Source organism: Chitinophaga filiformis (assembly GCF_023100805.1).
GTDB lineage: Bacteria > Bacteroidota > Bacteroidia > Chitinophagales > Chitinophagaceae > Chitinophaga > Chitinophaga filiformis_B.
Genome location: NZ_CP095855.1, coordinates 7,195,824 through 7,216,913, shown reverse-complemented (window position 1 = coordinate 7,216,913; position 21,090 = coordinate 7,195,824). Strand labels below are relative to the sequence as shown.

Annotated in this window: 6 protein-coding genes; all 6 read left to right on the top strand. The window is 46.4% G+C overall.

Annotated features, from left to right (window positions below):
- The first annotated feature begins 2 nt into the window (after window positions 1-2).
- The 6 genes from MYF79_RS28140 (at window position 3) to MYF79_RS28115 (ending at window position 21,087) form a co-directional block, all read left to right on the top strand.
- A complete protein-coding gene (locus tag MYF79_RS28140) occupies window positions 3-8,228 on the top strand; it encodes a non-ribosomal peptide synthetase (RefSeq protein WP_247811197.1) in 8,226 nt (2,741 codons plus the stop codon).
- 12 nt (window positions 8,229-8,240) lie between these two features.
- Entirely contained in the window at window positions 8,241-9,860 is a 1,620-nt protein-coding gene (locus MYF79_RS28135) for an MBL fold metallo-hydrolase (protein WP_247811196.1), read from the top strand.
- Window positions 9,861-10,355: 495 nt separating this feature from the next.
- A complete protein-coding gene (locus MYF79_RS28130; protein WP_247811195.1) occupies window positions 10,356-11,999 on the top strand; it encodes a cyclic peptide export ABC transporter in 1,644 nt (547 codons plus the stop codon).
- Complete coding sequence (locus tag MYF79_RS28125) at window positions 11,993-13,909, top strand: aminoglycoside 6-adenylyltransferase (RefSeq protein ID WP_247811194.1); 1,917 nt, start codon at window positions 11,993-11,995, stop codon at window positions 13,907-13,909. The genes MYF79_RS28130 and MYF79_RS28125 overlap by 7 nt, the downstream gene beginning before the upstream one ends.
- A complete protein-coding gene (locus tag MYF79_RS28120) occupies window positions 13,906-15,021 on the top strand; it encodes a methyltransferase (protein WP_247811193.1) in 1,116 nt (371 codons plus the stop codon). The genes MYF79_RS28125 and MYF79_RS28120 overlap by 4 nt, the downstream gene beginning before the upstream one ends.
- A gap of 33 nt (window positions 15,022-15,054) precedes the next feature.
- Window positions 15,055-21,087, top strand: a complete 6,033-nt coding sequence (locus MYF79_RS28115; protein WP_247811192.1) for a non-ribosomal peptide synthetase — start codon at window positions 15,055-15,057, stop codon at window positions 21,085-21,087.
- The last annotated feature ends 3 nt before the right edge of the window (window positions 21,088-21,090 follow it).

Here is a 21,090-nt window from a genome sequence, read left to right as displayed (position 1 = left end):
TAATGGAGATAAAAGATTTTATAACAACCCTGGAGCAGGAAAATTTCTTTTTAGTAGTAGAAAATGATCGCTTGCTGCTGAAAGCAGACAGAAGCCGGATCACCGATGAACAGATACAGGCGGTGAAAAGTAACCAGGGAATTATTGATTTTATAAAAAGCAATAAGCAGGAACTGATCGCATTTATCGCGGAGAAAGAAGCGGTAAGTACTAAAAAAGTACCCAATATTTCCTCCATCTACCGCCTGAGCGGTTTGCAGGAAGGGATGCTTTTTCACGGACTGTACGATACGCAGGCCGGAGCTTATATACACCAGGTAAGCTGCGACCTGGTGGGATTAGATGAAGGTATTTTCCACCGTAGCTTTGAATATGTGCTGAACAATCATAGTATCCTGCGCACAGGTTTTAATTATGATGAGTTAAAGATCCCCATACAGTATGTATATGAATCTGTGAAGTTGCCGGTGGATATACAGGACTATCGCGGATTGCCTGCAGATCAGCAGGAACAACTGGTAAAGGAATATGAAGAAAGCGATAGACAAAAGGGCTTTGATTTTACAAAAGCACCTTTGACCAGGGTGGCATTGCTGAGGCTTACAGACACCAGGTATAAAATGTTATGGACCTGGCATCACATCCTTATCGACGGCTGGTCTACTCCCACGTTAATGGTGGAACTGCTGAACACCTATGATCTGCTTGCTGCCGGTAAACAGCCGCCGGCAGTGGAGGTTGATCAATACGAAGATTATATCCGCTTTATCGAGCGTCGTAACAAAGACGATGAAGAAGCCTTCTGGCGCGACTATCTGAAAGATATGAGTACAGGCTGCCTTTTGCCTTTTATCGGTTCAGCCATGGACAGAACAAAAGGGATCGGTACCTATAGAGACGAGGTGTTGCTGCTGGACGCCGTGCTCACATCAAAAATTGAAAAATTTGCCCAACGCAACCGTGTTACTTTAAATACGGTAATGCAGGGAGTATGGGCATACCTTTTATACCGTTATACCGGGAATGAGCAGGTGACTTACGGTTTCACGGTTTCAGGAAGGCCGAATGAAATGTCCGGAGTGGAACGCAAGGTCGGCATGTATGTGAATACGCTACCGCTGGCAACCACCCTTCAAAAGGAACAAGGTATCGTAGACTGGTTGCAGGCTATGCAACAAAGGCAATTGTCCTCTCTTGAGTATCAGTACACTGCTCTGAGCAATATCAGGAAATGGACCGGTGTGCGCGGAGATCTGTTTGACAGCACGCTCACCTTCCAGAACTACCCTGTAAGTGAAATGCTGAAATCCCACAAGTGGAGCCTGGATGTAAGCAACGTGCATGTCCGCCAGCAGAATAACTATCCACTAAGCCTGACCATTACCATGGGGACGGAAACGGATATTGTTTTCAGCTTCAACAGCACCCTACTGGATGCAGTATACGTACAGCAGATCATGGCCCATTTCAGGTATGTGCTGGAACAATTGATAACTGAAACCGCCGTTACCGTGGATGGTATTCAGCTGCTCAGCACTGAAGAACGCAGCCATATACTTCAAATGGCCGGCACACCTGTGGCCGGTGCCAGGGCAGATGAAACGGTGATCAGCCTGATCGGAGCACAGTCGAAGGCTACACCAGGCAACACCGCTATCGTGTTCGGTCAATATACTTTAACATACCAGCAGCTGGATGAACGGTCAAATCAACTTGCACACTACTTAAACCAAAGGGGAGTAAGCGCTGGCACCTTCGTTCCTGTATGCACCAACAGAAGCCTGGATATGGTCGTTGCAATCCTGGGAATACTTAAAGCGGGAGCCGCCTATGTGCCCGTAGACCCGGAATATCCGCAGAAGCGGATCCGCTACATATTGGAAGATACTCAGGCCAACATCGCTGTGTGCAACGAGGCAGGAAGAAATGCGTTGGAAGGCCAGGTGGCATTGGCAGATATTGATAGGGATGCAGATATGCTCGCTTCACAACCCGTTACGCCATTACCATTACCTCATCTCAAACAGCTTGCCTATGTTATTTATACATCCGGCTCTACAGGTAATCCTAAAGGAGTGATGGTGACCCATGCGGCCCTGTTAAGCTATCTCTTGAGCGCTAAAAACCTTTACACAGAGAAAGGAGGAGGCGCCGGCAGCTATGTTCATTTGTCCTATACGTTTGATGCATCGCTGACAGCGCTGTTCGTGCCCCTGCTTTGTGGTAAATATATGGTGGTGAGTGAGGAAAAACAGACCGCGCTGTTTGAAAGTGAAACGTTCAGGAAACATGCCCCCTATGATTTTATTAAGCTGACACCTGCACATATGTCCTTGCTGGAAGCAGCAGTGATAAAGCATGGAGAGCCCTTTTTTACAGGGAAGCTGGTATTGGGAGGCGAGGCGCTTTTATATAACCATTTCCGCTTTCTGGCAGAACGTAACATTTGTACAAAGATTATAAATGAGTATGGGCCCACTGAAGCAACTGTAGGCTGCAGCGTATTCATTGTAGATACATGTGACAGCGCTCCTTATAAGAACAATAGTATTCCCATAGGAAAGCCTTTGGAGAATGTACAGCTGTATATCCTGGATACTGATCAGCAATTGTTGCCGGTAGGTGTACCGGGAGAGCTCTATATAGGAGGCGCAGGATTGGCGGAAGGATATATGAATCAGGCTGCGCTTACTGCAGACAAGTTCCTGGACAATCCATTCAATACTGCCGCAAAACAAAAATTGTACAGGACGGGAGATCTGGCCAGGTGGCTGCCGGATGGCAATATTGAGTATATCGGCAGAATAGATAACCAGGTGAAGATCCGTGGTTACAGGATAGAACCGGGGGAAATTGAAAGCATGCTGCAACAGGTGGGTACGATCAGCCAGGCGGTTGTGCTTGCCAGGGAGAATGCAAGTGGTGATAAGATACTGGTGGCCTACGTAGTACCAAAGGAAGGTTACGATCGTAAAACCCTGCAGGCTGGCCTTAAAGAAATGCTGCCGGATTATATGGTGCCGGCATGGCTGCTGGAAGTGGATACAATGCCCTTAACCAATAACGGGAAGATAGATAAAAGGGCTTTGCTGGAGTTAAAGCCGGCGACAGGAGAGAAGGAAGCCGTATTGCCGGCCAATGAACGCGAAGCAGCTATCATGGCTATATGGCAGGAAGTACTGGAACTTTCGTCGATAACCACAACAGAAAGCTTTTTCAACATAGGCGGCGATTCCATTATTGCGATACGGGTGGTGAACAGGTTAAAAAAGGAATTGGGCGCCAACATCCAACTGGCCGATTTTTTTGAGCATGATACTATTCAACAGCTTTCCGCATTCATCGACAGGGAGCATCAGGATAACCAGCATGAAGCACTGCTGGTATCGGTATCGGACAGGATCAACCAGATGAAAGCAGAAAAGCTGGCGCTGCTGGATAATGCAGATGAGATAGCAGACATATATCCCATGAGTGATATACAGAAAGGTATGCTGTTCTCCTCCCTGCTATATCCGGGTATGCCGATGTACCATGATCAGTTCGTGTATGATATTAAGGATCCTGATTTTAGTCATGACCTGTTAAGCCGTGCTTTTGCGCTGATGGTACAAAAGCACTCCATATTGCGTACGCAATTCCTGTACAATGATGGCGGAGAAGAATTGCAGATAGTACTGAAGGAAGTGCCGGTGAGTATCACTTACCAGGATGTGCAGTCTCAGAAAGAAGCCACACAAAGGAAATGGATAAGGGATTTTATGGCTAAGGAACGTCTTTATGCCTTTGATCTTTCAAAAGCGCCATTATGGAGGGCACATGTATTTAAAGTAAGCCCGGAACGTACCATCTTCCTCCTGCAGTTCCACCATGCCATTCTGGATGGCTGGAGCCGTGCTTCGCTGAATACGGAATTGAACAATACATACATCGCCCTCAAAAGTAATCCTGATTACCAGCCTTCCCCTTTGAAGTCGGACAACAGGAATGCAATTGTTGAAGAATTGGCAGGCAAAAGTGATGGTGGGCATACTGCGTTCTGGCAGAACGAACTGGCTGGCTACAAGCACCTGGACATCTTTTCACAGGATGTGGTGGCAGAGAAGTTCTTACGGCATTATGACGCTGCATTTGTGGATAAGCTGAAAGAGGTGGTTAAGGATAATGGAATATCGCTCAGAAGCCTCCTGTTTGCTGCTTACCTGTACACGCTGAAAATGCTGACCTTCGAAAATGAAGTGACGGTAGGCCTCGTGGCCCACAACAGGCCGGAGTCGGAAGATGGAGATAAGGTGCTGGGTTGTTTTGTAAATACCGTTCCATTCAGGCTAAGGCTGGATACGCCCCAGGCGCCTACCTGGCGGACCTTCGTCAGGAAGGTACATGAACAACTGGCGGCTCTTAAGAAAAGGGAGCGTACCACACTATTCGAAATATCCAATGCGGCAGGAGAGAAGTCCGGGGAGAGCAATTCATTCTTTGACACTATCTTTAACTTCATCGATTTTCATGTATACGATCATCTGGAGGAAAGCCACCCCGATGCGGAGGGAGATGAAAAGGCGGAAGTAGACTCATTTGAGTTGACCAATACACACCTGGATGTAACGACCAATATTACCGGCAACCAGTTGACCGTTAGCTATTTGTTAAGGAGGAAATTGAAGTCCGGTGTATCGATGGAAACCTTACATGGGTATTTTGATAAAATAATGAACTGTTTTATCAATGCCCTCGATAAGCGAATAGACCATACAGCGCTGCTGTCAACGTCAGAGAAAGATCAGCTGCTGAACACTTTTAATAATAATAAGCGGCATTTTCCGGAAGATAAAACCTTACCTGAGCTCATCGAAGCGCAGGCAAAAAGGACGCCCAAAGCCATTGCACTCGTTTATAAAAATGAACAGAGCAGCTATGGGGAATTAGATAGACGTTCTAATCAACTGGCGCATTATCTCTGCAAAAAAGGCGTAGGACATTCAACACTGGTACCGGTCTATATGCACCGTTCCCCGGATATGCTGGTGGCCATACTGGCTATTCTTAAGGCAGGCGGTGTGTATGTTCCGCTTGATCCTGAGTACCCTGCGGACAGGATCGCCTACATGCTGGAGCATACTGCCGCTACGAATATTATTACCCTTGCTGATTACAAGGCGCAGCTGGCAGACGCAGGTAGCAGGAATGTCATTGTACTGGATGAGCTCAGACACGAAATAGCTGCACAACCGGATAATAAAGTGGACAACACGCTGCGACCGGGCGACCTTGCATATGTGATCTTTACATCCGGTTCTACCGGAAGGCCCAAGGGAGTGATGATCGAGCATATCGGGATGATCAACCATCTATATGCAAAGATCAATGATCTTGGACTTGACAGCACTTCGATCATTGCGCAGAATGCATCTCATTGTTTTGATATTTCTATATGGCAGTTTTTTGCCGCATTAGTAACAGGAGGCACTACAGTCATTGTAGACCAGGAAACAATACTGGATGCGCAAAGGTTTATGACAACTATTGCAGCCAGCAGGGTAACCGTGCTGGAAGTAGTTCCTTCCTACCTTTCGCTTTTATTGCACCTGGCAGAGGAAAGCAGGATCGCTCATCTCTTTGCAGATCTGAAATACATGATGGTGACCGGGGAGGCAGTGAAGCCACAGTTGACCTCCCGTTGGTTCAGCCTCTTCCCTGATATTCCTTTGGTCAATGCTTATGGCCCCACAGAGGCGTCAGATGATATTACACACTATATCATGCGCGCAGCTATAGAGAGCGATATCGTGCCTATTGGCAGCCCCGTACAAAATATGCAGATCTACATTACCGACTGCTTCCTGAATCTTTGTCCGCCCGGTGTAAAGGGCGAAATACTGGTAGCAGGAACAGGTGTAGGACGTGGATACCTGAATAATGCAGAAGAGACAGCCAGGGTATTTATAAATGATCCGTTCCAGCCGAGAAAAGCACAGCGCTTATATAAAACAGGCGACATGGGGCGCTGGCTGAAGGATGGAAATATTGAGTTCTTCGGGAGGAAGGATAACCAGGTAAAGGTGCGGGGATTCAGGATAGAACTGGAAGAGATAGAGTCTGTAATAGCCGCACATCCTGATGTCCGGGACAATGTGGTATTGGTAAGATATACCGCCGGTGGGGATGCTTATCTCAGTGCCTACCTGGTAGTGAAGGAAGGATTTATACAGGATCAATTCCGGGCTGTACTGTCGGAAAAATTACCCGATTATATGATCCCCGCAGTGGTGACACGGGTCGATGCCCTTGCACTTACTTCCAATGGAAAGGTAGATCGTAAGGCTATGCTGGCCTGGAAAGAAGATGGGGCAGCTGTAACAGCCGGCGAGCATATAAGCCCCCGCAATGAAGTAGAAGAGAAACTGGTCGCATTATGGCAGGAAGTGTTGGGGATACAAACTGTGGGTATCAAAGATAATTTCTTTGAACTGGGTGGCGACTCCTTCAAAGCTATCCGTATGGTATCCAGGTTCGGAAAGGGATTTTCCGTACCGGACCTGTACAGGAATCCGACTATAGAAGCATTGGCCGTCCAGATCATGGAGGCGACTGATACTAATTATTATCTGCATGAGCTCTCGCCTGCCGGCCCAGGAAAAAAGCTGAGTATCATTGCTGTGCCGAATTCTGCCGGCGATCCTGTCATCTATCAGAAAACAACCAATGCACTTACCGCGCTGGAGAAAGATTATGCATTTTATGGCGTGCACCTGCCACGGCCTGAGCCAGGGGCGGATGAGAATATGCGTACAATGTTGCAGGAGCTTGCCGTTGCGATCGTTGTAGAGATACAACAGCGTATCCATACGCCGGTAGTGATCTATGGTCAGTGTAATGGAAGTGGACTGGCACTCGAAATTGCAAGGCTCTTGCAGGAAGCAGGTGTCATGTGTGAGGCTGTCTTTATTGGCGCAGCATTGCCGCGCACCAAAAAGAGCCAGGAGGAGGATCCCAGAACTGACAGGGAGATCATGCAGCTGTTAGATACTATAGACGCTACTTACCCTGCATCGCCGGAAGATCAGGTGATCTTCTTCCGCAACTTCAAGTATGATAGTATGCTGGCTGCAGCATCCTTCAACAATATGCTGGAACTGATGAAGGCGAAAGCCTATAACAAGCTCAATGCTCCACTGTATTGCATCGTAGGCGACAAAGACCCGCTTACAAAGAATTACTCTCGCAGGTATAAGGACTGGAAATATTTTGCCAGGGAGGCGAACCTCGTGGTAATGAAAGATGTAGGGCATTTCATGTGGAGAGATAAACCCGAAGAACTGGCCGACATACTGTTCCGTGCATTAAAGAAAGAACCGGATGCAAGCGCCAGGCCTAAATACCCTATTATCTTCACCCATGTGCCCAGAAGTGCAGGAACAACCCTGGTCCACATTATGAAGCAGCGCTTCTCAGAAGATGAACAGTTCTTTTTCTACGTAAGGGAAAAAGCAGGGAATATCAGGGAAGCCATGAGTGAATTTCAGGAATTGCCGCTGGAGAAACGGCAAAAACTGAAGCTGTTGCAGGGACATACCAGCTTTGGCATTCACAGGGATTTCCCTTCATACACATATGTAACACTGCTCCGCGATCCGGTGGAGAGGATCATTTCTTATTATTATTACATACTCAGGCTGCCAGATCATTACCTGCATAAAGTTGTGCTTAACAGTAAAATGAAGCTTGCTGATTTTGTGACAAGTGGATTGAGCGCTGAACTGGATAATATACAGACCCGCCAATTATCCGGAATACATCCCGGCGATAATGGAAAGTGCAACAGGCAGATGTTGGAAACAGCAAAAGCGAACCTGCTATCGCACTATGCAGTATTTGGTATTACCGAGCGTTTTGACGAAACGTTAATACTGATGAAAAATCAATTTGGCTGGAAGTTCCCCTTTTATAAGCCAATGAATACGATCAGTGATAAGCCGGTAAAAGATCAGCTATCTGCTGAAACGCTGCAGCTTATCAGGAATGTCAATGCTTTTGATATGGAGTTGTATGAATTTGCACAGGAACGTTTCGGAGCAATTATCGATAGTCAGAATGGCGCTTTCCATAAAGACCTGGAGCGGTTCCGTAAATACAACGGGCTGCTGCAAAAAATAAGTAAGCCATCAACAGGGAATATCGGCCTAAACGCCTGGAAACTATACGTGAAATGGTTTGACAAAGATTAAATTATTAGCAATATGAGTGAGAAAATGTTTCTTAAGCCCAACGTGGTAATTGAACCACTGGTAGACAACTGGTATGCCTGGAGCCATCTTGTATCTCCTGCTACTGCAGCAATGAATATTGCCGGCCGGCATTTAACCATCATGGAATCTTTCATTTCGGCTCCGGAAATACATGTGAATGCAGTAGCCAATCCGAAGATGAAGGGCGGGCCCTTCATGGATGTAGCCATCAGCCGCCTGGATGAAGTAAAGGCATTATACGAACGTACGCTGAAGGAACAACATCACATGGTGAAGTTTGCGGCCGCTGTAAAAGAGCTGGACAGGCTGCTGGCAAATGAAGCAGATGGCGCCGGACTGGAAACGCTGTACGAAAAAGTACCTGCTATGCTGAAAGGATATGTTGAGTTGTTCTACGACCGGAACAATAATGCTGACTTCCGTTTTTTTGAATCATTACTTTATAAAAGTGAATATTATATAAGGGGGGCGCAGAGCATTGCACTGTGGATCACGGACAATGACCACAGGCCATTTTGCCTGAGCACACCGCGACTGGAAGATGAGCATGTCCTGCACCTGAAGATACCCTTTGACCACCCGGGTATAGATGCATTGGCCAGGATGAAACGAATACCGCAGGATGTTGCCTATATTAAAAAGATGTTAGGTATTACTGCTGATCAGGACCACCTGTTTGATGCCTTGCTAACCGCCACAGCTCCTCCGGCCTATCAGAAATATACAGGTGATAAGATACGTATGCGTTACTTTGGCCATGCCTGCATCCTGGTAGAGACGAAAGATGTGAGCATATTAGTAGATCCGCTGATCAGTTATTACGGATATCATTCTGATGTAGAACATTTTTCTGATGCAGACCTGCCGGATGTAATAGACTATGTACTGATCACACACAATCACCAGGACCATATTCTTTTTGAGACGCTGCTGCCGCTGCGCCACAAGATCAACAATCTCATCGTGCCGCGTACCTGTGGCGGCAAACTGGAAGATCCTGATCTGAAAATGATGTTCATCAATGCAGGGTTTAAGAATGTGGTAGCCATTGATGAAATGGAGGAAGTGAGATTTGAGGATGCAGTGATCACCGGACTTCCTTTTACCGGCGAGCATAGCGACCTGGATATTCTTACCAAATCCTGTTACCTGGTAGAGATAGGAGGCTTCAAATTGTTATTCCTGGCTGATTCGCGGATCATTGAACCGGCATTATATAAACATGTTAAGGAGCAGATAGGAAGTGTTGATGTTATGTTCCTGGGCATGGAATGTGATGGCGCCCCGCTGACATGGCTATATGGCCCGCTCATGACAAAGAAGATCAGCCGTGAACACGATGGCAGCCGCAGGCTTGCCGGATCTGATTGTGCAAAGGGAATGGCGCTGGTCGATATCTTCGATCCGAAGGAAGTATATGTTTATGCAATGGGCATGGAGCCATGGCTGGAATTTATCAGCAGTATTAAGTATACGGATGAATCCAATCCTATTATCCAGTCTAACCGTCTTGTTGATCTCTGTAGCCAGAGAGGGATCATTGCTGAGCGGTTGTTCGGTGAAAAAGAACTCCTGTATCAGAAAAAAGATGTTCAGATATTCGAATTTTAGACTGGAATATTTTTGTAAGTAGTAATAGTTTGTTAAATTGTAGTTGTTGGAAATATAGAAGCAGTAGCCCGAAGTATTATGAATAACCCTACATCAGACTCAAAAAGAATGAATGCTGATATTTCAGTTAACAACAGCGACAGCTTTATTCGATAGCTACAAAAATAATAGTATCCACATATCTGTTTAACCTATGCATCTGTGCTGTGGAAAAGCATATTGCAAACCAATGAATTTCTCTTTTTACCCGAAAATGTAAAACCAAGGAAATGAGCAAATATCCTGTTGGATGGTATGTGATGCATACCCGGCACCGTCATGAAAAATAACGCTCAAAAGTAATTAACGCTAAAGGAAACAAAGGATGTTACCGGTGACCACTTGACTGCGGATCTGGGATATCAGAAATGACTATTCCACCGCAGGACTTGATCTCCGGCAATCCGTCCCCTGCCTCATATCAGGCGGATCTCACATTATTAAGATAAAGGCTTCATGTATAAAATATCGTTACGGCAAATACTCTTCCTCCTGATGTTTTCAGTGCCTAATACCTTGTTGACACTGGGTATCCTGGTGATTGTTAATGGTATTTTATCAGGAAGGAAAATGATGTTTCAGGACAAACTCGGCATTGTCTTTTTTTCTATCGTCGGTATTTCTTTCCTGTTGAATATTTTCTTTCAGCGGAAGATAATAGCTTATTCATACAGGATGATCTATGAGAACGAGATGAATATCATGAGGTATTTTCTCCAGTCAAGCTTAAGTCAGCTGGAGAAGATAGGTATGCAAAGGGTATATGGGGTCATTGAAGATATGAGGATATTCACTTTCCTTCCCGGCATTGTTGCTACCACCATTACGAGTATTATCACACTCCTTATCTGCCTTTTCTATTTCCTGACAGTATCTGTGTTCGCGACCATTGTTGTTGTGGCCATTATACTGACCATTGCCGGCGGGTACTTCTGGGCAAGTAAAAAATTGGAAGGAAGAATAAAACATCAGCGTGAATTGAATGATAGATACTTCCGGATCGTTGATGATGTACTCCGGGGATTCAAAGAACTGAAGTTAAGCGATACCAGGCGAAATAAACTATATGAGAACTTCCTTCGCCCTAACCGCGCCACTTCCAGCGAAGTGGAATCATATGTGGCAGGTAAATACCTGGTGTTAAACCTTTTTAGCCAATATGGATTATACCTGGTGATAGGGGTAGTGCTCTTCGTGCTGCCGGTGATGCATTTCTTTGGAAAAGATCAGGTGTCTTCGCTGGTTGTTGTACTGTTTTTTATTCGTGGGCCTATTAACAGCCTTATTGCTATGCAGTCTTTTTATACAAAAAGCATAGTAGCCAACAGACGCATTTCGGCCTTCTTAAAAGATATAAAGAATAGTCCACCATGTAATACGGATGAGAACGTAGCAGCTGGCGGCAAAAGGTTAGAGGAACTGCGGTTCGAAGGAGTGAAATACCACTATCAATCAGCCTCGTCTGAGAAGCCCTTCTCACTGGGCCCCGTAGATCTGACCATCAATGAGGGCGAAACGGTGTTCATCATTGGTGGGAATGGGAGTGGTAAAAGCACATTTATCAACTTATTGACAGGCATTTCTTCGCCACATGAAGGAAAGATCTTTCTAAACGGCAAAGAGGTGAGGGGCGACAACCAGCATTACCGGAATCATATATCCGCTGTTTTTAGTGATCATCATCTTTTTTATGAACACTATGAACAATACTCGCTGGAGAATAATGGTGAGTATGAACGCCTGCTGAAAATAATGGAATTGGATAAAGTCATCCCTAATAATGACGATGTAGCCGCCCGTAAAAAGTTTTCAAAAGGACAGGGGAAGCGGATGGCAATGATCTTCGCATTGCTGGAAGAAAGGCCGGTGCTGGTATTGGATGAATGGGCGGCAGATCAGGATCCTTATTTCAGAAAATTCTTTTATGAGCGATTGTTGCCGGAACTGAGGGCGAAGCGCAAAACAATCATCGCAGTTACACATGATGACGCCTATTTCAGACATGCAGACAGGATTGTGAAGTTTGATTATGGAAAGGTCGCCAAAGATATTTTCATTAACGTCCAGGAAATGGATACCGAGACCCTGAAATTATGGTAGATAAATTAGAGAAAGCAATAAGGAAATTTAAATCCTTCGCACAGCATAATGAGGATGTGCAGGCACTCATTGCCTTTGGATCATCCAGCAGGAAAAAGCAGGATGAGTTTTCTGACCTCGACCTGTTTATGTTCACTACTTCGCCATCAAAATATCTTGATCAGGACGACAGTAGCTGGCTGGAAAAACTTGATCCTGTATTGTCGAGAGTAGTGGTGAGAGAAGAATTTAATAATGTGCGTATGAACCGGATTATAATGAAAGACGGCTTATCGCTCGACATCATTGTGGTAAATGCAACGGAATTCAGGAAAGGAAAATATTATTTCCTGCTGAAGGAATATCATTTAAACAAAATACTTCCTGATAATATCATAGAGGCTATAGAAGCAAAGCTCTATAAGTTCCATTATTTTCTTAAGCGCGGGTATACTATCATATACGATAAGGTTGGCATCGCCCGGATCGTTGACGATATTTTTAAAAGTAATGAAGGGAAGACAGATGATGAAAATATTGTAACAGCCGAAAAATTCGAACAGCATTGCAGCCAGTTCTGGCAAATGTGCCACAGGATGAGCCTGAAGCTGATGAAGGGCGATTATTATTATGCTGTTGTCGTGCTGGACAATGTAATAAAGCGGAACCTTATCCGGTTGATAGAATGGAATATTATTACCGAACGGCAGGAGAAGAATGAAACGGTTGATGTTTACTATAATGGCGCCAAATTATACCAATGGTGCACCCCTGGAATAATAGAAAGATTGTATGACGTGTTCCCCCATTCCGGGCCGGATGAAATGCGGCAGGCATTGTTGAAGACCATGTCTCTTTACAGGGAGGAGGCGGCCGCTTTGGCACATAGGAAAGGGTATGTACTTGATACAAAACAGGAGCAGCGAGTGTACGCGCTGGTCAGCCAGCCAATCGTATTGCCCGAAAATGCAGCACGCGCAAGACTGAGCAATGCTACCGCGCAATTATGTGCTTTAGCGAAGGATGATCAGCAGGTGAAGGCCTTGTTGTCATTTGGTTCTGTAGGAGCGGGAAAGCAGGATGCTTTTTCTAATCTTGATGCCTACATGATAACAGGGAAGCCGCAGCTATTCCTCAGGAAGGAAGTATGGGAAAAGTACCTGGGAAATGTCTTGTCCTTCTTTGTACAGCAAAATAGAAAAGGATACCTGCTGATGATAATCCTGGAGAATGGACTGCGCATTGACCTGGTACTGATGCCTTACAGGATGCTGAAAAAAACAGGGCGTTACCTGCGGATGAAGAAAATGAGGAATTACTTACTGACAGGTATTTCCAGGAAAAGAGTGCAAAGAAGAATGGAGTTGATGGCCGGGGATCTGGAAAGAGGGTATGAGCTGTTGTATGACAATGCCGGCGTAGATGCTGTCATCCGGTCGGTAATTGATCATCACAATGCAGGCCTTGTAAAAGATGCTCCTGATAGTTATGCATTCTATGTGAACTACGGCCAATTCTGGCAAACAAACTACCATGCCATGGTAAAGCTGATCCGGGAGGATTTTTATTATGCCGTGGTGGTGCTTGATAACCTGGTGAAAAAGTTGCTGCTGGAAATGATCGAGTGGCAGTACAGGGAACTGCAACCAGCGGCAGATCTGTTTTATAATGGTGCCAATATACGTGAATGGTGTGATGAAGTGCTTGTGAAGGAGCTGCAGCATATTTTCCCGCATAGTAGCATACAGGATATGAGAAAGGCGATGCTGAAAGAAATGGATGTTTATAAACGGGTATCGCATGCCCTGGCTAAGCGGTATGGTTACCAACTGAATGAGGAGCTGGAAAATATGGTCTACGCTTTTGTAGACGGCAGCTCATCTGCAGATAATATGATTCTAAATGTATCAGATAAAATACGCAAAATATGAATAACGCCATTACCCTGCTGGTAATAGAAATACATGACGGGTACAGCCATGTATGGAAGAGCCTGTTGGCCCTGGAAGCAAATACAGCAAAGAGACTGGAGATGGGCAGTGGCCTGTTGACAGTAGAACTGAGTACCACCGCATACTCATTCTTACTCAATTTTTCATATACACCCGGCAGTGATGAAGAGGTAATACCTCAAAGGCTTGCCCGCCTGGCCAGCCGCTCTTTCTATACGGTTTTCAGGAATTTCTTTACAGATAATAGTGCCGTGAACCTCTTTGAAGTATCCGTATTATTCGAAGCTACTTTCCCCCTGTTACAGGCGTTTTCAAAAGACACAATGCCTTATGTGAAGCAATATCTTTCCCGGACAGGATATGATTTTACTATTACGGAAAATGAAGAGCTGGAAGGTTGTAAGGTCCTGGATATTCAGCGAAGCGCTGGTATCAGGTACCTGGTGACGGATCTCTACACCTTCCTGCTTTTTGCTGCCAGGAGGATAACCCCGCACGATATCCGGCACGAGATGATACTCGGGGAATTGAACATGTTGGATAGTGAAAAGATCATAGACCTGGGATGTGGCGATGGTGCGTTCATTTTCCATGTGCTGGATGACCTTTCTGCAAATGACGGCATTAAAAAGATCAGTGGGGTCGAAATTGACACCGAACCATTCTCCAAAGCGGTAGAGCGTTTAAAAGGATTAGAAGCAGTGGACGGGGTAGAGATCATGCAGGCAGATATAACTACCTGCGATCAGCGGTTCAGGGAATTCGATACAGTATTGCTGATCGAAGTGATCGAACATCTGGAAGATGCACCGCTTAAGACACTGGAAAAGGTAGTGTTTGATTTTATCAGGCCCCGGCATGTACTGGTCTCAACTCCGAACGCGGATTATAATAAATATGTCCCGGAGATGTTGCCGAACGGCTTTCGCCACTGGGATCACAAATTTGAGTGGGGAAAGGATGCTTTTATGAACTGGTCGCAGAACATAGCGAGCGAGTACGGTTATGCCGGCGATTATCTTATGATAGGCCGGGTAATGGAGAATAATTCATCGATGTCTCAAATGATCTTGTTTAAAAGGGTCGATTAATAAGTGAAGATTCAAGCAACGAAAAAATAATTTATGGATGCGATAACAGCATACAGCTTATCTCCGCAGCAGCGGGAATGGTTGAAGCAATATCACCGGATGAACATGCCATGCGCCCAATTGGTCATGCAGGTGAATGGCCATATTAACATGTCCTGGCTGAAAGGTGCTTTAGAACGGGTGATTGATCAGGATACGATATTCCGTACAACTTATACTTATATAAAGGGAGAGGAATGGCCCGTCCAGACCCTGAATGATACGGCCGGTTTCGTTTTGCTTGAAAACCAGGTGAACGTGCCCTTGAATGAGAAAGACAGATTATTGAAGGAAGCCGCTGATCATCAGTTTGACCTGGAAAACGGACCACTGATGCGCGTGGACGTGATAGCCGGCCCTGCGCCGGAACAAATAGTCGCGGTAACCGTGCCGGCGCTGTGTGCTGATTTTTGCAGCCTTACCGTACTGGCAGACCACATCATAACAGGGTATCTCTCTTTTATGAAAGGAGAACCTGGAAACAGCCATGAAGTGTTGCCCTATCTCCAATTTTCCGAATGGCAAAACCAGCTGATGGAGGCAGAAAGCAGTGAAGACGGCCATGCATATTGGCGGGACCTGCAGCAGGCTGGAGCGCCGGTAACATTATCTTTTGACGAAGACCCGCATCTGAAGGCCGCATATGAGGAAGACCGTTTTTCAGCTGAGATGGAATTGCCTGGTGCTTTTGATACCGCCTCCCTGGAGGCAGGATTGGGTGTATGCTGGCAATGGTTGTTATGGCGTTTTTCGGGAGAACAAATGGTCACTATAGGGCATACCAATTCCGGTCGGGATTTTACAGAACTGAACTATACAATCGGTTTGTTGTCGCGTTGTATGCCGGTTGCCATCAAACCGGGGCCCGAACAGACTTTTGGTGAAGCCCTGGCAGCTTATAGCCGGGCGCTGGAAGCGAATGATCTGCATAAAGCTACCTATATACCTGTTCGTCCGCATTTTTCCTATTCTTTTGAATTTGCCGATATGCATGTTCGCTTCGCGGATGATGCGGTATTTGACATCCTGGCGCGTGAGCAGCCATCAGTGGCAAATAAGATACATCTCTGCTGTATACGCGAAGGAGATAAGTTACAGGTACACTTTCAATATAACCGTCAGGCCTTTAGCAGAGAGAGCATTGGTCTGCTGGCAATGGCATATAGATATATGGTGCAGCAATGCTTGCCGCAATCCGATGTTCGCCTGGCAGATGTAGGTGTATTGCCTGCTGCAACAATACATTCACTCCTGGAACAGTTTAATGACACTAACAGGGATTTCCCCTATGGGTCGTTTACTGTAGACGCATTGTGGGCTGAGCAGGTTCGCCTGCATCCGGACGCTACTGCAGTAATAGCGGGCGATCAGCGGCTGTCTTATGGAGAACTGCAATTAAAAGCGAATGCGCTGGCGTCATATCTGGTACAGGAACTGCAGATCACTGCTGGAGATCGTGTGGCCCTGATGTGCGGAGAAAATGAAAAGATGATCATCGGTATGCTGGGCATCATCAAAGCCGGAGCTGCCTATGTTCCGCTTGATCCTGAGAACCCTGTTGCCCGCATACAATATATTCTGAAGGACAGTGCTACCCGTTTGCTGATCACGGAAAGATCATTGCAACAGGTGGTTCCTGACTATGATGGAGCTGTAATATGTCTGGAAGATGCATGCACAACAAATACTACCAGTGAGCATTCATCTTTAAGAAAGACAGAGGATCCGGCTTATGTTATCTATACCTCCGGAACTACCGGTCAGCCTAAGGGAGTAATGATCCCTGACCGGGCGCTGGTGAATTATGTATGCTGGCTGCAGGATGCGTTTCAGGTAGGCCGCGATGACAGCGCCTTACTGCTTTCGTCTTTTGCGTTTGACCTGGGTTATACAAGCATATGGGGCATGTTGCTGAACGGAGGATGTCTGCACCTGGTACCCTTAAGTGATGTAAAGGAACCGGATACAATGGTTGCATATATTGTACAGCAAGGTATCAGCTTTATAAAAACCACGCCTTCCCTGCTTCATGTAATTACGAATGCCGGCAATGTGGCTGAACTTGGCGTAAGTGCATTGCGGATCATGCTGGTAGGTGGCGAGCCTATCCGGGTAAGGGACCTGGAACAGATGGTGTCCGTTAAACCGGATATCCGGCTGGTGAATCATTATGGTCCCACCGAATCTACTATTGGTACCATTGCCACCCTTATAGACACAGGCCGGTTCAGGCAGTATGCGGCGCAGCCCGTAATAGGAAAGCCCATTGCTAACAGCTATATCTCCATCCTGGATGAGCATCATCAACCCGTGGCGCCGGGTGTTGCGGGAGAACTGTGTATTGCAGGGAGGGGCTTGTCTCTGGGCTACCTGAACCGTGAAGAGCTCACCCGCGGGAAATTTGTACCGCATCCTTTCAGACCAGGTACGCTGATGTACTGCACCGGTGACCAGGCCATGTGGACTGCTACAGGAAACATTTTATTCATTGGCAGAAAGGATGATCAGGTGAAGATACGCGGCTACCGTGTAGAGCTTAACGAAGTACAACAGACCTTATTACAGTACAATGGCATACGCCAGGTGGCGGTGCTTGCCCTGGATAACGAAAAATTTGGTAAGGAACTGACTGCCTGGTATGAAAGCGATAGTCCGTTTACCGTTGAACAATTGCGCGAATATTTATCCGCCCGCCTGCCTGAACCTATGGTGCCCACTTACCTGGTATGGCTTAAAAAGCTGCCGCTAACGGCCAATGGAAAGCTGGATAAGAAGGCATTGCCTGCCATTACCGAAAGCAGCGATAATGCTGCTTATGTGGCTCCGGGGAATGAAGTGGAAAAGCAAATGGCTGTTATCTGGGAGATGGTATTGGGAAAGACCATGATAGGTATAAAATCTAACTTCTTTGACCTGGGAGGGCACAGCCTGAAGGCCATACAGCTGGCCTCACAGGTCCATAAGAAATTCAACGTTAAAATAGATCTCGCTAAGATATTCGCCTATCCTACCATAGAGCAGCTCTCAGCATTTGTAGCAGGAGCAGCAACCCGGCAATTCAATTCCATTCCGCAGTTGCAGGCGCGCCCTTACTATGAACTTTCCCATGCGCAGCAGCGGTTATGGGTGCTTAGCCGGTTTGACAGCGGTACTGCGGCTTATAATGTACCAGGAGCGGTAGTATTGGAAGGACCCTTGCAGGTGGACGGATTCAGGCGCTCGTTAATGACATTGATAGCACGTCATGAAAACTTACGTACTGTTTTCCTTACAGTGGATGAGACGCCCATGCAGAAAGTGCTGCCGGCAGATGCTACGGGTTTTGAATTACAGGAGAGAGATCTTCGTGGAATACCTGATGCTGCTGCTATAGCGGAGACCTGGATGAAAGAAGATGCAGATACCCCGTTCGATCTCGGGAACGGCCCGCTGCTCAGAGCTACTTTGATCCGTATGGGGGAAGAGCAATACATATTCCTTTTTACGGTGCATCATATCGTTAGCGATGGCTGGTCCAGGGGACTATTGACCAAAGAGCTCATGCATCTTTACACATATTATACAACAGGGCGCGGGAATGAGTTGCCGGCGCTTCGCATTCAATATAAAGACTATGCTGCCTGGCATACAGGTATTTTTGAAGAGCAGGGTAATTACTGGAAACAGTTGTACCGGGATGGTATACCCGTGCTGGATTTTCCATTGGATTTCCGTCGCCCGGAAACACTCACGTTTACCGGATCGTCGCTAAGCTATATGCTTCCGGCCGATGTTACAGCGGGGTTAAGAAGGCTTGCACAGCGCCGGAATACCACACTTAACAATCTCATGTTTGCACTATACGGTTTGCTGATCAGCCATTACAGTAAGCAGGATGACCTGGTCATAGGCTCGCTTGTATCAGGCCGTAACCATGTGGACCTGGAAAATGTAATGGGTGTATTCATTAATTTCTTACCTGTTCGCCTCACGGTAACTGGTGAAGAACTGCTGGAAGATTACCTGGAGCGTACGCACCAAACATTGCTGCAGGCTTACAAATACCAGGACTATCCATTTGACCTGATGGTGGATAACTGCATGAGTACGCGCGATGTATCCCGCAATCCATTTTTCGATACAATGCTCGTCTTCCATGCAGAGAATGATCTTCATAGTAGGGGAAATGACAACCCCGATATACGTATGAGGCTGTATAAGGGCGCGCAAAAGGATGACGTCCGTTCAGTACTTGATTTTAAACTGGATGTTTACCCTGCAGGAGAAGAGCTGGAATTGTACTTCACTTTTAACAGCAGGTTGTTTGCCCGGGAACGGATGCAGACATTCCTGCAACGCTATGTGTCATTGTTGACAGATGTTACGGAACAACAGGGACAGTCGCTGCTGACTTACCTGCCATGGGCCCCGGAACCATCTTCGCTTGCCAGGCTGCCGGTAAATATATGCGCTTCCTTTGTGGCAGAACCGCTTGAAGAATACCTGAATTACTGGAGCGGGGAACTGAATTTAGACCTGCAGCCGCGCTTTGCGCCGTATAACCAGGTGTTTCAGCAAATGATTGATAAGGACAGCATACTGTATAATAACAAAGGCATTAATGTTTTATTCATCCGTCCGGAAGACTGGCTGCGCGACAACAGAATGCTGCACGCAGCAGCACAACAATCTCTACTGGAGGCAACCTGCAATGAATTAATGTTGGTGGCCGGATTATCCAGGGAACAGGGTATTATGCCTTGTCTCGTAGCGCTTGTACCGCCTGCAGCTGATAGTGGCCTCTTTCCGGATGTCCATGCAACGCTTCACAAAGTAATTACGACACTTACTGAATTTTTTGGCGGTATGCCGGGGTTTTACCTGGTGGATCTGAGGGAAGCGGCAACACTGTATGCTGTTGAAGAAATATTTGACAGTAAGGCTGATGAAGCAGGTCATATGCCATTTACTCCTGAATATTATGCAGTCCTGGGAACCTACATCGCCAGAAAGGTACGCGCCTGGAAAACCACTCCTTTTAAGGTGATCGCTGTTGACTGTGACAATACCATGTGGGGAGGTATCTGTGGAGAAGCTGGTGCGGAACAAGTATTGATAGACGAAAACTTTTCCACCTTGCAACGGTTTCTGCTGAAGAAGTACGAAGAAGGTTTCCTCCTGACGATAGTATCCAAAAATAATGAGGGGGATGTATGGGAAGTGTTTGATAAACACCCGGGCATGTTACTGCAAAGGTCTCATTTTGCAGCGCACCGGATCAACTGGAATGATAAAGCGGAAAATCTGCGTTCTCTTGCAGCGGAGCTTAACCTGGGCCCGGACAGTTTCATATTCCTGGACGACAGTCCATTTGAGATAGGCCAGGTGTCAGCAGGATGTCCGGAAGTACTGGCCATGCAATTGCCTGAAGACCCGGGGGAGATAAGCGCGTTCCTGGATCATAACTGGGCCTTCGACAGGTTGCATATTACAGCAGAAGACCGTGAGCGCAATTTTATGTACAAGGCGGAAAAGGCAAGACAACAGGCGCAGGCAGACGTTCAAAGCCTGGACGAGTTTGTCAGCTCCCTGAATATCCGGGTACATGTGCTGCCGCTGGAGGAAATGGATATAGAACGTGCTGTACAACTTACTCAGCGCACTAACCAGTTCAACATGAATGGCATTCAGTTAAGCATTTCTGAAATGATGTCACTAACGAAAAATGCGTCCGCATATAACCGTATTATAAAAGTGGAGGATCGTTTCGGAAATTATGGGATATCCGGTCTGCTGCTTGGCAGCATTGACAAGGACGTGCTGGCGCTGCATACATTCCTGCTAAGTTGCCGGGTGCTTGGAAGAGGCGTGGAAGATGCTGTATTATCTGACCTGCGGCAATTTGCTGTATCAGCAGGCCTTCACACATTGTCAGCCCGTTTCATTCCCACTGAAAAAAATAAACCCTTCAGCGCGTTCCTGGAAAGAACGCATTGGACTGAACGTAAACACGAAGGAGTATATACTTTAACACTAAAGGAAAAATAATTT